This window comes from Streptomyces sp. G7(2002) (genome assembly GCF_028870195.1).
GTDB lineage: Bacteria > Actinomycetota > Actinomycetes > Streptomycetales > Streptomycetaceae > Streptomyces > Streptomyces nigrescens.
The window spans coordinates 4,259,826-4,272,789 of the sequence record NZ_CP102609.1; the positions used below are offsets into that span (position 1 = coordinate 4,259,826).

Annotated in this window: 13 protein-coding genes; 5 read left to right on the forward strand and 8 right to left on the reverse strand. The window is 71.6% G+C overall.

Annotation, left to right across the window (positions count from 1 at the left end; genetic code table 11):
* Nucleotides 1-194: 194 nt before the first annotated feature.
* From NUT86_RS17635 to NUT86_RS17665, 7 genes are all read right to left on the reverse strand, one after another.
* Nucleotides 195-485, reverse strand: coding sequence for a DUF397 domain-containing protein (locus tag NUT86_RS17635; RefSeq protein WP_274736265.1), 291 nt, complete (start codon nt 483-485; stop codon nt 195-197).
* Nucleotides 467-1,309 carry a DUF5753 domain-containing protein gene (locus tag NUT86_RS17640; protein WP_274736267.1) on the reverse strand — a complete coding sequence of 281 codons (843 nt, stop codon included), beginning with the start codon at nt 1,307-1,309 and terminating at the stop codon, nt 467-469. The genes NUT86_RS17635 and NUT86_RS17640 overlap by 19 nt, the downstream gene beginning before the upstream one ends.
* A 267-nt stretch (nt 1,310-1,576) precedes the next feature.
* Nucleotides 1,577-2,338 carry a hypothetical protein gene (locus NUT86_RS17645; RefSeq protein ID WP_274736269.1) on the reverse strand — a complete coding sequence of 254 codons (762 nt, stop codon included), beginning with the start codon at nt 2,336-2,338 and terminating at the stop codon, nt 1,577-1,579.
* 197 nt (nt 2,339-2,535) lie between these two features.
* On the reverse strand, nt 2,536-4,788 hold the full coding sequence (locus NUT86_RS17650) for a PTS fructose transporter subunit IIABC (protein ID WP_274736271.1): 2,253 nt from the start codon (nt 4,786-4,788) through the stop codon (nt 2,536-2,538).
* 375 nt (nt 4,789-5,163) lie between these two features.
* Nucleotides 5,164-6,111 (reverse strand): 1-phosphofructokinase, encoded by a 948-nt coding sequence (gene pfkB, locus NUT86_RS17655; RefSeq protein ID WP_274736272.1) that lies wholly within the window; start codon nt 6,109-6,111, stop codon nt 5,164-5,166.
* Nucleotides 6,108-6,890 (reverse strand): DeoR/GlpR family DNA-binding transcription regulator, encoded by a 783-nt coding sequence (locus tag NUT86_RS17660; protein ID WP_026169899.1) that lies wholly within the window; start codon nt 6,888-6,890, stop codon nt 6,108-6,110. The genes pfkB and NUT86_RS17660 overlap by 4 nt, the downstream gene beginning before the upstream one ends.
* A gap of 268 nt (nt 6,891-7,158) precedes the next feature.
* Entirely contained in the window at nt 7,159-8,160 is a 1,002-nt protein-coding gene (locus NUT86_RS17665) for a sigma-70 family RNA polymerase sigma factor (protein ID WP_018091181.1), read from the reverse strand.
* A gap of 185 nt (nt 8,161-8,345) precedes the next feature.
* Here NUT86_RS17665 and NUT86_RS17670 point away from each other — a divergent pair, with 185 nt between their 5' ends.
* From NUT86_RS17670 to NUT86_RS17680, 3 genes are all read left to right on the forward strand, one after another.
* Entirely contained in the window at nt 8,346-8,918 is a 573-nt protein-coding gene (locus NUT86_RS17670; protein WP_274736273.1) for a GNAT family N-acetyltransferase, read from the forward strand.
* 148 nt (nt 8,919-9,066) lie between these two features.
* Nucleotides 9,067-9,633, forward strand: a complete 567-nt coding sequence (locus NUT86_RS17675) for a hypothetical protein (RefSeq protein WP_018091184.1) — start codon at nt 9,067-9,069, stop codon at nt 9,631-9,633.
* Between the two features lie 108 nt (nt 9,634-9,741).
* Nucleotides 9,742-10,284, forward strand: coding sequence for a PPOX class F420-dependent oxidoreductase (locus NUT86_RS17680; protein ID WP_274736275.1), 543 nt, complete (start codon nt 9,742-9,744; stop codon nt 10,282-10,284).
* Between the two features lie 48 nt (nt 10,285-10,332).
* Here NUT86_RS17680 and NUT86_RS17685 read toward each other — a convergent pair whose 3' ends face one another.
* A complete protein-coding gene (locus NUT86_RS17685) occupies nt 10,333-10,896 on the reverse strand; it encodes a pyridoxamine 5'-phosphate oxidase family protein (RefSeq protein WP_274736277.1) in 564 nt (187 codons plus the stop codon).
* Between the two features lie 231 nt (nt 10,897-11,127).
* Here NUT86_RS17685 and NUT86_RS17690 point away from each other — a divergent pair, with 231 nt between their 5' ends.
* Together NUT86_RS17690 and NUT86_RS17695 are read left to right on the forward strand one after the other, a co-directional pair.
* Nucleotides 11,128-12,177 (forward strand): questin oxidase family protein, encoded by a 1,050-nt coding sequence (locus NUT86_RS17690; RefSeq protein WP_266445542.1) that lies wholly within the window; start codon nt 11,128-11,130, stop codon nt 12,175-12,177.
* Between the two features lie 169 nt (nt 12,178-12,346).
* On the forward strand, nt 12,347-12,844 hold the full coding sequence (locus NUT86_RS17695) for a MarR family winged helix-turn-helix transcriptional regulator (RefSeq protein ID WP_018091188.1): 498 nt from the start codon (nt 12,347-12,349) through the stop codon (nt 12,842-12,844).
* Nucleotides 12,845-12,964: the final 120 nt, after the last annotated feature.

Consider the following 12,964-nt stretch of genomic DNA (forward strand, 5'->3'; position numbering starts at 1 on the left):
GACCCGAGGAATGGCACGAACAACCCTGAATTCAGGGCTTATTGCCGCACAAAAAGACCGTTGAGCGCGACCGCGCACACCGCCCCAAACGCACGAATCAAGCGGCCAGCACGCGACGGCGACAGCCGGCCCCCTGATGGGGGGGCGGCCGCCGCCGTCTTGGTCCTCGGGCGGTCTCCTGGGACCGGTCAGCGTCAGGCGCCGGGGAGTTCGCCGCTCTTCACGGCGGTGACGAAGGATGCCCAGGCGGGCGCCCCGAAGAGGAGGGCGGGACCGTGGGGGGCCTTGCTGTCACGGACAGGGACGACGGCGGGGAAGTCGTCGGAGACCTCTATGCACTCGCCGCCGTCCTGGTTGCTGTAGCTGGACTTGCGCCAGGTGGCAGTGGCCAGGAGGTCGTCGGAGACCTCGATGCAGGCGCCGCCATCCTGATTGCTGTATGAACTCTTGCGCCAGGTGACGGTGCTCAGGTCGATGGCTCGCACGAGGCCTCCTCCAACAGCTGCCTGATGAACTTCCGTGATTCGACCGGGGATAGGGCTAGGTCACGGACCAGATCGTAGCTGAGCTGGAGTCGTTCGACTGCTGCCGTTTCCTCGATGAGTTCGCCCGAATATCCGGTCTCCACCCATGCCACGGTGCGGCCGTCCGGGAGTCGCAGGAACATGGTGTGCGTGTTCGTCAAGGCGTGGAGCCCGACCTCCTGCCTTACGACCTGAATCACGATGTTCCGCCGTTCGCCCATGTCCAGCAGGTGCTCAAGCTGCTGGCGCCACTCCTGGACATCCTCCAGCGGAGTTCGCAACGCGGCCTCGGACAGGACGGAGCGGAACCGAGCAGCATTGTCGCCGCCCAGCAACTGGCGGCGCCCCATGCGCGCTTCGACCTGCCGCGCCAGCTCTTCGCCGGTGATGCCGCCCGCTGTGAGCAAGTCACGCGCGTAGGCCTCCGTCTGGAGCAGACCAGGCAGGGCACTCACCGCGTAGTGCCACAGGCTCAACGCTTCCGCTTCCAAGGTCATGTACCGCCGGTACCGCTCGCGGAACTGCGTAGGATCCCCCGCCGCCAACTCCCACAATGTCAGCAGCAGCCCCGGCGTCCCGTAGTGCTGGTCCAGGGCCTGCGCGACCTCCGGGCCGCCGAGGGTCTCGCCCTTCTCCATCTTGCCGAACAGCGACCAGTCCCAGCCCAGTACGTCGCCGAGCCGGCGGAGGCTGTCGCCCTTCTGGGCCCGTAGTAATCGCAGCTCTTCTACGTAGCGCTGGCGGGGCTCCTGGCTGCGACCGGTGACCGCTCGCCTCGGTGGCATGGCGACCTCCTCCGTGGAAGGTGTGGAACTAACGGTGCGTGGCGGCGAAATACGGCTCCAAGCAGCATTCGCCCGCCTTTCCGGCCGCTTTTCGTAAGGGCCGGAATACACACGGTAGTTGCGCGCCGGTCCTCCGGGCAGGAAACGGCGGACAGGGGGCGATACCGGGGGCGGTGCTCATGGCGACGGCGCAACGGGCGGCGGCCGCCGGATGCTCCGACGGCCGATGAACCGGTTGTGCGGGGACGGTGGGGCCCCGCTGGGGCCTTACGGGTGGTAGAGCTCGGCGATCTTCGTGGCGGCGCCGTGGTCCACGGTCACCTGGACTGTGACGTTGCCGAGCTTGGCCGCCTTGCGCAGGTCGGTGAGGGTGCACGGGCGGGTGCCGTAGCCGGAGCCGTCCAGCTGGACGCGGCCGTCGGGGTCCCCGCAGAGTGCCGCCGCGCCGAGCACCTTGGTGCTGTCGAGCAGGTGGAAAGCCTGCTCCATACCGCTCTTCGGGGCGACCGTGAGCTTGTAGTCGGTGAGCCACTTCAGCGTGCCGACCCAGGTGCCGCTGACGCCCTGGCGTCCGGCGGAGGAACCGCCCTGCCCACCGGAGCCGCCCGTCGCGGAACCCTGGCCTCCGTTCGTGCCCGTACGCGATGCGCCCTTCCCCGGTGCGGCCCCGGAGCCACGACCCGCCTGCTGCCCACCCGCCGAGGACGAGCCCGCGGAGGCGCCGCCCGAGGAGGAACCGCCGGACGCAGAGCCACCGCCGGACGCGGAGCCACCGGACGCGGAGCCACCGGACGCGGAGTCCCCCGCCTTCGAGCCGCCGTCGGGCGCCGCCTGGCTGCTCGAAGCGGAGGGCGCGGGCGCGGCCTTGTCGTCACCGTTCTGGCAGGCGGTCAGCGAGAGCGCCGCGGCGGCGACGAGCGAGGCGACGGCAAGACGGCGACCGCGGCGCAGAGTGGTGGTGGCGAGCGACATGAGGAATCCCCCGAGCTGGTGAGTGGTGTCCGTGGTGTCCTTCGGCGTGACACCCATGACTCTCGTCGGGCCGGTTAAAGATCCACTAACGCGCGGGTAACCAGGCCTCACGTCCCATCAGATGCGTCCGGCAACTGGGGAGGGGTGAGTGGAGGGGTGGGTGGAGGGATGGAGGGGCAGACGGGCTGAGGCCTCCACCTGGTGGGCGGTGGAGGCCTCGGGACAGCGCGCAGGGATGCTTGTGCGGAGAGGGATCAGGCGGCGACCGTCACCTCGGCCTCGTCGTCGGCCGGGGAAGGGGCCGGGTGGGTGGGCGACGGCTTCCGCAGGCCCTTGAGGAGGATCACCAGGGCCGTGCTGACGGCCGTACCCGCGGCGATGGCGAGCAGGTAGAGGAGCGGCTGGCCGATCAGGGGGACGACGAAGATGCCGCCGTGCGGGGCGCGGAGGGTGCAGCCGAAGGCCATCGAGAGGGCGCCGGTGACCGCGCCGCCGGCCATCGCGGAGGGGATGACGCGCAGCGGGTCCGCGGCGGCGAAGGGGATCGCGCCCTCGGTGATGAAGGAGGCGCCGAGCACCCAGGCCGCCTTGCCGTTCTCCCGCTCGGCCTTGGTGAAGAGCCGGCTCCGGACGGTCGTGGCCAGCGCCATCGCCAGCGGCGGCACCATACCGGCCGCCATCACCGCGGCCATGACCTTCAGACTGCCCTCGTTGGGGTTGGCGAGGCCGCCGACCGCGAAGGCGTACGCCACCTTGTTGAGCGGGCCGCCGAGGTCGAAGCACATCATCAGGCCGAGGATCACGCCCAGGATGATGGCGTTGGCGCCGGTGAGGCCGGACAGCCAGTCCGTCAGCCCCTTCTGCAGCGCGGCGATCGGCTTGCCGATCACGAGGAACATCAGGAAACCGACGATCGCCGAGGAGATCAGCGGGATGACCACGACCGGCATGATGCCGCGCAGCACCGGTGGGATACGGACCCGCTGAATCGCCATCACCACGGCGCCCGCGATCAGTCCGGCGATCAGACCGCCGAGGAAGCCCGCGTTGATGGTGAGCGCGATGGCGCCGCCGACGAAGCCCGGGACCAGGCCCGGCCGGTCCGCCATGCCGTACGCGATGAAGCCGGCCAGGACCGGAACGAGGAAGCCGAACGCGACGCCGCCTATCTGGAAGAGCAGCGCCGCCCAGCTGGCGGACTCGGTCCAGATGAAGTGCTCGGCGACGGACGGTGCCTTGTTGATCGTGTAGCCGCCGATGGCGAAGGCGAGCGCGATGAGCAGACCGCCCGCGGCGACGAACGGCACCATGTAACTGACTCCGGTCATCAGCCACTTGCGCAGGCGGGTGGCGAAGCCGTCGCCCGCGTCGGCGCCCTTGTCCATGGGGGCGGCGGCCCGTGCGGGGGCGCCGGCCTCGCCGTGTGCGGCCTTCTGCCGTACCTCGGCGATGAGTTCGGCGGGGCGGTTGATGCCCGCCTTCACCCCGACGTCGACGGTCGGCTTCCCGGCGAAGCGCTCCTTCTCCCGTACCTCGACGTCATGCGCGAAGATCACGCCGTCCGCGTCCGCGACGAGCTGCGGGTCGAGCCGCTTGAACCCGGCCGAGCCCTGGGTCTCGACGAACACCTCGACACCGGCGGCCTGCCCGGCCTTCTCCAGTGACTCGGCGGCCATGTAGGTGTGCGCGATGCCGGTGGGGCAGGAGGTGATGGCGACGATGCGGAAGGGGGCGGCCTGGGCGGGAGTGGCGTCGGGAGTGGTGTCGGTAGCGGCCTCGGTGGCGGTTTCGGTGGCGGCTTCGGAAGGGGCGCCACTGGCGGGGGCCTCGGCGGCGGCCTTGGTGGCGGTCTCGGCCGGGGTGCGGCCGGTGGGGGCCTCGGCGGCCGCTGGGGTGGTGGGGGCGGCGTCCGTGGTTGCCTGTGCCGGTCCGGCGTCCCGCTCGGGTCCGGGCTCCGCCGCCGGTCCGGCCGCCGCCTCCGGCTCAGGCGCTGCGTCCGGCTCGGGGGCCGCCGCCTCGGGGACCGTCGCCTCGGGGACCGCCGCCGGCTCGGGAGCCGCCGCCGGCTCGTCCCCGCGGATCAGCGCCGCCGTACGCTCCGGTTCGGTGGCGGACCGGAGCGCGCCGGTGAAGGTCTCGTCCATCAGGTGCCGGGCGAGGGTCGAGAGGATCGACAGATGGTCGGCGTCGCCGCCCGCCGGGGCCGCGATCAGGAAGATCAGGTCGGCCGGGCCGTCCGGTGCACCGAAGTCGATGCCGGAGGCGCTGCGCCCGAAGGCCAGCGTCGGCTCCGTGACGTGTTCGCTGCGGCAGTGCGGAATGCCGATCCCGCCGTCCAGGCCCGTCGGCATCTGGGCCTCGCGTGCGGCGATGTCCGCGAGGAAGCCCTCCAGATCGGTGACGCGACCGGAGGTGACCATCCGCTCGGCCAGGGAACGTGCGGCGGCATCCTTCGTTTCTGCGGACAGGTCGAGGTCGACCAGTTCCGCGGTGATCAGCTCACTCATCGCGGGCTCCCTTGCGCGCGGTACCGCCGTGGGGGCGGTGGGGACGGGACGGGGGGTGGCTGGGGCGCCTCCCGGTGCGGGCCGGGGGAACGGCCGAGGGGACGCAGGGGACCCGGAGGTCGGCGGAGACCAGGAGGTCGGCGGAGACCAGGGGGTCGCAGGGGACGGTGGAGGGACGGGTGCCGCGGCGGGCGGGCACAGCAACGGCTCGGCAAGGGGAAGCGGTGACCACGGCCCGGCACGCGGCGCTCACGGCCCTCACAGCAACAGCCCGGCGCGCGGCCCTCACGCCACGGACCCGGCACCCGGCCCTCACAACAACGGCCCGATACACAGCACTCACGGCCCTCACGCCAACGACCCGGCCCGCCGCACTCATGACACCGGCTCCGTCAGCAGGCGGTCGAACGGCACCGCGTCGGTGGTCCGGACGGCGGCCGTGTCCAGATCGTCCGGGGTCGGCATCAGGCTGCCGGGCAGCTGGACGGCGGCCGCGCCATGGGCCAGCGCGACGGCCAGTGCCAGGGGGCCCGAACCGCCCGCCGTGAGGAAGCCCGCCAGCGAGGCGTCGCCCGCGCCGACATTGCTGCGGACGGCCGCGACCGGGGCACTGCCGAAGTAGGCGCCTTCCTCGTCGACCAGTAGCTGGCCGTCCGCCCCCAGGGAGGCCAGTACGGCGCGGGCGCCCCAGGCGCGCAGCTCCTCGGCGGCCTTGACCGCGTCGCCGAGGGTCGCGAGCGGGCGGCCGACGGCCTGTGCCAGCTCCTCGGCGTTCGGCTTGACGACGTCGGGGCGTTCGCGCAGGGCCGCGGTCAGCGAGGGGCCCGAGGTGTCCAGGGCGATCCGGGCGCCGGCCCGGTGGGTGCGGGCGACCAGTTCCGCGTACCACTCGGGGGCCAGACCGCGCGGGAGGCTGCCGCAGCAGGCGATCCAGTCGGCGCCCACGGAACGCTCGCCGACCGTGGTGAGCAGCGCCTCCGACTCCTCGGCGGTCAGCTCGGGACCGGTCGCGTTGATCTTGGTGAGGGTGCCGTCGGGTTCGACGACCGAGATGTTGGAGCGGGTCTGGCCGGCCACCGGCACGCCCGCCACCTCGATGCCCTCGGCGCCCAGCAGCCCGGCCAGCGCCGCACCGGCGGGACCGCCCACCGGCAGTACGGCGACGGTGCGATGCCCGGCGGCGGCCACCGCGCGCGAGACATTGACGCCCTTGCCGCCGGGGTCGATCCGGTCGGCGGTCGCCCGGAGCACGGCCCCGCGGGCCAGCGCCGGGATCTCGTACGTACGGTCCAGGCTGGGGTTGGGGGTGACGGTCAGGATCATGCGCGAACTACTTCCGTGCCCGCACGCTCGATGGCGAGGGCGTCGTCGGGGCTCAGGCCCGTGTCGGTGATGAGCAGGTCCACGTCCGACAGTGCGCCGAAGCGGGCGAAGTGCTGCTGCCCGAATTTGGCGGAGTCGGCGAGGAGGACCACCCGGCGGGCGGCGGCGATCAGCGTCCGCTTGACGGCGGCCTCCGCGAGGTCGGGGGTGGTCAGACCGCCGTCGGGGGAGAAGCCGTTGGTCGCGAGGAACAGCACATCGGCGTTGATCTCGCGGTAGGCGCGCAGCGCCCAGTCGTCGACCGCGGCCCGGGTGCGGTGCCGGATGCGGCCGCCCACGAGGTGGAGGGTGAGCCCGGGGTGGTCGGCCAGCCGCGCGGCGACCGGCAGACCGTGGGTGACGACGGTCAGCTCGGCCTCCAGCGGGATCTCGGCGGCGAGCCGGGCGGCGGTCGTCCCGGCGTCCAGAATCACGCTCCCGGAGCTGCCGGCGCCGCCTTCGCCGCCGGGGAGCTCGGCGAGCGCGGCCCGTGCGATGCGCTGCTTCTCGTCGGCGGCGACGGCGTCCCGCTCGGCGAGGTCGGGCTCGAAGTCCAGCCGGCCGGCCGGGATGGCTCCGCCGTGCACCCGGCGCACCAGACCGGCCCGGTCCAGGGCCTTCAGATCGCGCCGCACGGTCTCTGCGGTGACCTGGAACTCCTCCGCCAGGGAGAGCACATCGACCCGGCCGCCTTCACGGGCGAGCCGCAGAATCTCCTGCTGGCGCTCCGGTGCATACATCTGCGTGAGTGTCCGTTCCATGCCCGAGCCTGTGGTTTCAGTGCGAGGCTACGCCTGGATTTCAGCAAAGTAAACAGACTCGGGCTTCGGTCAGACTCAAACGGACATCTACGGCGAGATGCGGGCGCTCCCCCGCAGGTCCCGGACGCGATGGCGGGCGCTCCCCCGCAGGTCCGAGACGCGACGGAGCCCCGACGCCGGAAGGGGCATCGGGGCTCGTCCGTCACGGACCGGGCCGCGGATCTCGGGGCGCGCGACCGCGCGCTCTTTACGCGGCCGCGTCGAATCCCGTGTCATGCGCCATCCGCTTCAGCTCCAGCAGCGCATGCTTCTCGATTTGGCGGATCCGCTCACGGGTCAGGCCGTGCTGCTTGCCGACCTCGGTCAGCGTGCGCTCGCGGCCGTCCTCGATGCCGTAGCGGGCCTTGATGATCGAAGCGGTGCGGTGGTCGAGACGGTCGATCAGGTCCTCCAGCTCCTCGCTGCGCAGCAGCGTGAGCACGGACTGCTCGGGCGAGGCCGCGGAGGTGTCCTCCAGCAGGTCGCCGAACTGGGTGTCGCCGTCGTCGTCCACCGACATGTTGAGGCTGACCGGGTCGCGCGCCCAGTCGAGTACGTCGGTGACGCGGGCGGGCGTGGAGCCCAGCTCGCCAGCGACCTCCGCCGGCTCCGGGTCACGGCCGTTCTCACGGTTGAACTCGCGCTGCACCCGGCGTATCCGGCCCAGCTCCTCGACGAGGTGCACGGGCAGCCGGATCGTGCGCGACTGGTCGGCGATGGAGCGGGTGATGGCCTGGCGGATCCACCACGTCGCATACGTCGAGAACTTGAAGCCCTTGGCGTAGTCGAACTTCTCCACGGCACGCACCAGACCGGCGTTGCCCTCCTGGATCAGGTCCAGCAGGGGCAGCCCGGCGCGCGGGTAGCGGCGGGCGACCGCCACCACCAGACGGAGGTTGGAACGGATGAAGATGTCCTTGGCCTTGGCGCCCTCCTCGACCAGCCTTTCCAGCTCCTCGCGGCCGGCGCCCGCGGCATTGCCGTCGGCGACCTCGCCGTCCAGGATCTGCTGGGCATAGACGCCCGCCTCGATGGTCTGGGACAGCTCGACCTCCTTGGCCGCGTCGAGCAGTGGCGTACGCGCGATCTCGTCGAGGTACATGCCGACCAGGTCGCGGTCGGCGATCTCCCCGCCTATGGCGCGAACACTGTTGGCCCCGTCGGAACCGCTGCTGCTTTCCTGACGGCGGGCGACGGCACGGGTTGCCATGCGTGTGCTCCCTTTGCGATGAGTCGGTCGCGGGACGGTGGGCGGGCCGGGTGGTGGCATCGAAGCCGATGCTCAGCGACTGGCCCGTCCGAAGGAAACAACGGCTGGAATCCGGACAGAATTCCCAGGCTGCCCCGCTATTTTTCTGATCATGCAGTACCCTGCGCCCCCATTTAGGAGGTCACATGCTGCAACAACACGGGGAAGTGCAGGTCAGGGCGGGCGCTGAGGCCGACCTCCCGGCCCTTACGGATCTTTACAACCACTACATCCGTGAGACGTGCATCACTTTCGACCTGGAGCCCTTCACTCCGGAACAGCGCCGCCCGTGGTTGCTCTCCCACCCCCAAGACGGGCCGCATCGTCTTCTGGTTGCCCAAGAGGCGACAGACCGGATGAAAAACCCGCACAACGGGGCGGCTTCCGCGTCCGGGCGCCCGGACGGCGGGCTGCTCGGTTACGCGACCAGCAGCGCGTTCCGACCGAAGGCCGCCTATGCCCCGTCCGTCGAGGTCACCGTCTACTGCGCCCCGCACGCCGCCGGCCGGGGCGTCGGCACGCTGCTCTACAAGGCCCTGTTCGAGGCGCTGGCCGACGAGGACGTGCACCGCGCCTACGCCGGGATAGTCCAGCCGAACGAGGCCTCCACCCGCCTCCACACCCGTTTCGGCTTCCGGCACATCGGCACGTATACGGAGGTGGGCCGCAAGTTCGGCCGCTACTGGGACGTGGCCTGGTACCAGAAGGACCTGGGCTGAACCCGCTCGCCACCGGGCCCCCGCCGCACCGCGGGGCCCCCGCCGCACCGCGCCCGCTTCCGGTGCCCGCCGTTCCGGTTGCCGCGTACGGCGCCCGGGTGTCGCCTGGACAGGAGGGGGCAGCGGGGGAAACCGAGAGGAGCCCGCCATGGACCAGCACGCCCAGCGGCACGGCGCGAGGGCCGCCCGCTCCCACGGCACCGTCGAAACCGAACACGGCGCGACGACCACCGCCCGGACCCCGCAGCCGGCTCCGGGAATGGCCGGGATGAAGGAACGGGCCAGGCACATCCCGCCGACCGTGTCGTTGCCGATCATCACGGCGCTCGCCTTCGGCCTCTTCACCATCTTCCGCACCCACACCGCCGGCGACAAGGGCGGTCCGGCCATGCTGTACGGGCTGGCCGCGTTCGTGGTGTCGGGGGCGCTGGGGCTGGTGGTGGCCCACTTCCAGTCGTCCCTGATCACCGAGACCCGGGCGGCCGCCTACGGTGCGCTCTTCGGCTGCTCGATGGGCTGGGTCTACAGCCTCGGCGGCGAAAGCATCCTCAAGTCGTCCGCCTTCGGCTTCACCATGGGCGCCGTGATGTTCGTCGCCGCCCTCTACATCTTCCGCACCCACCGCACCCGCGAGCCGCACGGCCTGCACCGGCCGCACGAAACCCACCACCGGGGCGGCGACCGGACGCACCGGCTGCCGGTGGCCACGCACTGACGCCCCCCATCCCTTGGCCTCACCGGTGAGGCCACCAGCCCTTGACCTCACCCGGTGACGCCACCACCCCTTGACCTCAACCGCAATTGAGGTCCTAGCGTCCTTGGCATGAAAACGCCCTCACGCCCGTCGACACCGGACGCCCCCACACGGGACGCGGCGACACCGAACGCCCCCACACCGGACCCCGCCGGCCCGCCCTCCGCCGCGGGGTCCGCCCCCGGCACCGCCGGGAAGGTCTTCACCCCCACGGAGCGCGCCTACCTCGCCGGCCAGCCGCTGGCCCGTCTGGCGACCACCGGGCCGGACGGCGGGCCACAGGTACGCCCGGTCGGCTTCGTGCTCAACGACGACGGCACCCTCGACATCGGCGGGCCCGCACTGCGTCGCAGCCAGAAGTACCGCAACGCCCAGGCCCGCCCCGAAGTCTCCCTGCTCATCGACGACATGGCACCGGCCGACGACCCGGTCGCGCCCGGCTGGGGCCGCGGGGTGGAGATCCGCGGCCGCGCCGAACTGCTGACCCTCGACGCACCTCCGATGGCCCCCGACTTCTTCAGCAACGACGTGATCCGCGTCCATCCGCGCCGCATCATCAGCTGGCACCTCGAACCGGACGACGGCCGCGCCGGGTCCCGCAACCTCGGCTGAGCCCCGGCACCGGCCCTCCCCCACCTCACACCACCTGCAGCGCCGCCCTCACTCCACCCGCAGCGCCGCATCGTCCGACCTCCGCCGGAGGGTGCGCGGCGCCCGTCCCGGCGACCAGGTCTCCACCACCACATACGGAGTCTCGGTGGACGTACGCACCACCTCCGTCAGCTCCGCCCGGAAGAGGTGGAACGGCTCCGGCGGCTTCACCTCCGCCGCATAGCGCGCGACCAACGCGCGGTCGGTCACCTCCACGGCCCGCCCGGGCACCCGTACATCGCCTCCGGACACATCGGCGCCCGGCCCCGGATTGGCATGCAGCGCGAACCGGGGGTCGCGCCGCAGATCGGACACCTTGCGCGAGCCGACCATCATGCCCAGCCACAGTTCCCCGTGACGGAAGTCCGCCTCCAGCCCGGTGAGCCGCGGTGCGCCGTCCTTCCGCACGGTCGCCAGGACGTGGTGCCGGTGCGCCCCGAACCGCTCCCGCACCCGCCCGGCGAGCTCCGGCACCGCCGCCTCCACCACCGACCAGCCGACCGCACCGCCGACGCCACCCACACCGCCCGCACCGCTCGCGATGCCTTCCCCGCCTCTGCTCTCACTCGTCATGGCAGCACCCTCCCCCCAATACCCGACACCTCCTGTCCGGTATGGCCGCGGGAAGCAGAGCTCGACAACGCCACCGCACCGCCGCCGCACCACAACACCGGCGCACTCCCGCGCGCCCCCGACGACCACCCCACCCGCGGCCTTACGACCAGCGCCGTAAGCCGCGGCCGACCAGCGGTGTAGGACGGAAGCCCGTTACGCGACGCCGCCTCGCCGACCTAGCCTCGGGCCATGGAGACGACGAGCGGCACACTCGACGAAGCCCTGTTACGACTGCACACCTCCGGCCCCGAGTTCAGCGGCTATCTGAGCAACCACGGACCGATGGCCGTGGAAGCCATGGTCCGTAATGGCCAGGCCCGCACCGTCCACCGCTGGCTCGACACCTACGCGCACAAGCTGGAGGACGTACCGGCCCCTCAAACCCGTATCACCGACGCCAACTGGCAGGAGGCGCTGGGCGATCCGAGCCGGGTCACCGACTGGACGCGGCACTTCACCGGGCAGGTCGCCGAGCGACCCTGGCGCGAGCTCCTCGCCGAGTGGTGGCCGCGGCTGCTGCCCGGTATCGCCGGCGCCGCCACCCACCCCGTCATCCGCGTGGGCCATGCCGTGCGCAGCCTCCTGACGGAGGGTGAGGACGACGCCAGGATCGCGGAGTTCGCACATGCCCTCGGCTACTGGGCCGCCCGCCATCTGCTCCTGCCCGCGACGGTGCACCCCACGGGCAGCGCCACCCCGGCCGAGGCGCTGTCCGCCCTCCCCCGGATCCCCGAACGGGGTGTGACACCGCTGGACGGCTACGCCCAACTACCCGCCACCCCTGGCTGGTTGAGCACCACCGAGTCGCTGCACATCCCCGATGCCCCCGAGGCCGCACGCGAGGGCCTGACCGCCCTCGTGCGCGCCGCCACCCTCAACTACGCGGACCACGGCCACGGGAACGGCATCATGCTGGTGCACGCCGCCACCGCGCCGAACGCGGTGCTGCGCACCCTGCCGGCGCTCCCCCGGGAACTGTGGGCGAGCTCGTTCGCGGTGGCCTGGGCGGCGGCCTCGGCGATCACCACGCTCTACGCCGCGGACACCCCGCGTCGGGCACCGGACGCCTCCACGGTGGCGCCCGAAGAGGTCTTCGCGCGGGCGGTCGCCCACGGCAACGAGCATGCGATCAAGTTCGCGGACACCGCCCTGGACGTCGCCGCGACCTCCGAGGACGGCGACACCCGTGCCCTGTCGGCGGCCCTGAACGCGGTGGAGCTGATCGACCAGGAGGCATGACGGACATGCCACTCCACGGAGTCACACTTGGCAGTAGTCGGCGCGGTGACCGCAGCACCCGCAGCACCCGCAGGGCCCACATGCTTGAATATTCAAGTGACAGGATTTGAGGGGAATTCATCGTTGTTAAAACTTAAATAACTCTCCGAGTGGTGAGAGAGTGGATGGTATGAGCAACGAACCCGCAGCCGAGCCGCGCTGGCTCAGCGACGAGGAGCAATTCGCTTGGCAGTGCTACCTCCACGCCACCACGCTCCTGGAGGACCACCTCGACCGCCAGCTGCAACGGGACGCCAGGATGCCGCACGTCTATTACGGCCTGCTCGTCCAGCTCTCCCGTGCACCGCGGCGCCGGATGCGGATGACCGAGCTCGCTCAGAACGCCAAGATCACCCGCTCCCGGCTCTCGCATGCGGTCGCGCGCCTGGAGAAGAACGGCTGGGTACGGCGCGAGAACTGCCCCTCCGACAAGCGGGGCCAGAACGCCCTCCTCACCGACGAGGGAATGCGGGTCCTGGAGAAGGCCGCCCCCGGACATGTCGCCGCCGTACGCTCCGCGATCTTCGACCGCCTCTCCCCGGAGCAGGTCGGCCAACTGGCCGAGATCTGCCAAGTGATGACCGAAGGACTGCAACCGAAAGGCGCCGACCTCCCCTGGCTGCGCTGACGGATCAGCGGAACCGGACGAGGCCGACGCCGGTGTGAGCACAGGAGCCGGACGGGCCCGCGCGGGTGCGGGCGCACGGAGTCCGCAGCGCCCGACACCGGGGTGGGCCGGCCACGGCCC

Coding starts and splice junctions, on each gene's coding strand:
- NUT86_RS17640 (WP_274736267.1), bottom strand. CDS start 1,309: ATGCCACCGAGGCGAGCGGTCACCGGTCGCAGCCAGGAGCCCCGCCAG.
- NUT86_RS17645 (WP_274736269.1), bottom strand. CDS start 2,338: ATGGGTGTCACGCCGAAGGACACCACGGACACCACTCACCAGCTCGGG.
- NUT86_RS17650 (WP_274736271.1), bottom strand. CDS start 4,788: ATGAGTGAGCTGATCACCGCGGAACTGGTCGACCTCGACCTGTCCGCA.
- pfkB (WP_274736272.1), bottom strand. CDS start 6,111: ATGATCCTGACCGTCACCCCCAACCCCAGCCTGGACCGTACGTACGAG.
- NUT86_RS17660 (WP_026169899.1), bottom strand. CDS start 6,890: ATGTATGCACCGGAGCGCCAGCAGGAGATTCTGCGGCTCGCCCGTGAA.
- NUT86_RS17665 (WP_018091181.1), bottom strand. CDS start 8,160: ATGGCAACCCGTGCCGTCGCCCGCCGTCAGGAAAGCAGCAGCGGTTCC.
- NUT86_RS17670 (WP_274736273.1), top strand. CDS start 8,346: ATGCTGCAACAACACGGGGAAGTGCAGGTCAGGGCGGGCGCTGAGGCC.
- NUT86_RS17675 (WP_018091184.1), top strand. CDS start 9,067: ATGGACCAGCACGCCCAGCGGCACGGCGCGAGGGCCGCCCGCTCCCAC.
- NUT86_RS17680 (WP_274736275.1), top strand. CDS start 9,742: ATGAAAACGCCCTCACGCCCGTCGACACCGGACGCCCCCACACGGGAC.
- NUT86_RS17685 (WP_274736277.1), bottom strand. CDS start 10,896: ATGACGAGTGAGAGCAGAGGCGGGGAAGGCATCGCGAGCGGTGCGGGC.
- NUT86_RS17690 (WP_266445542.1), top strand. CDS start 11,128: ATGGAGACGACGAGCGGCACACTCGACGAAGCCCTGTTACGACTGCAC.
- NUT86_RS17695 (WP_018091188.1), top strand. CDS start 12,347: ATGAGCAACGAACCCGCAGCCGAGCCGCGCTGGCTCAGCGACGAGGAG.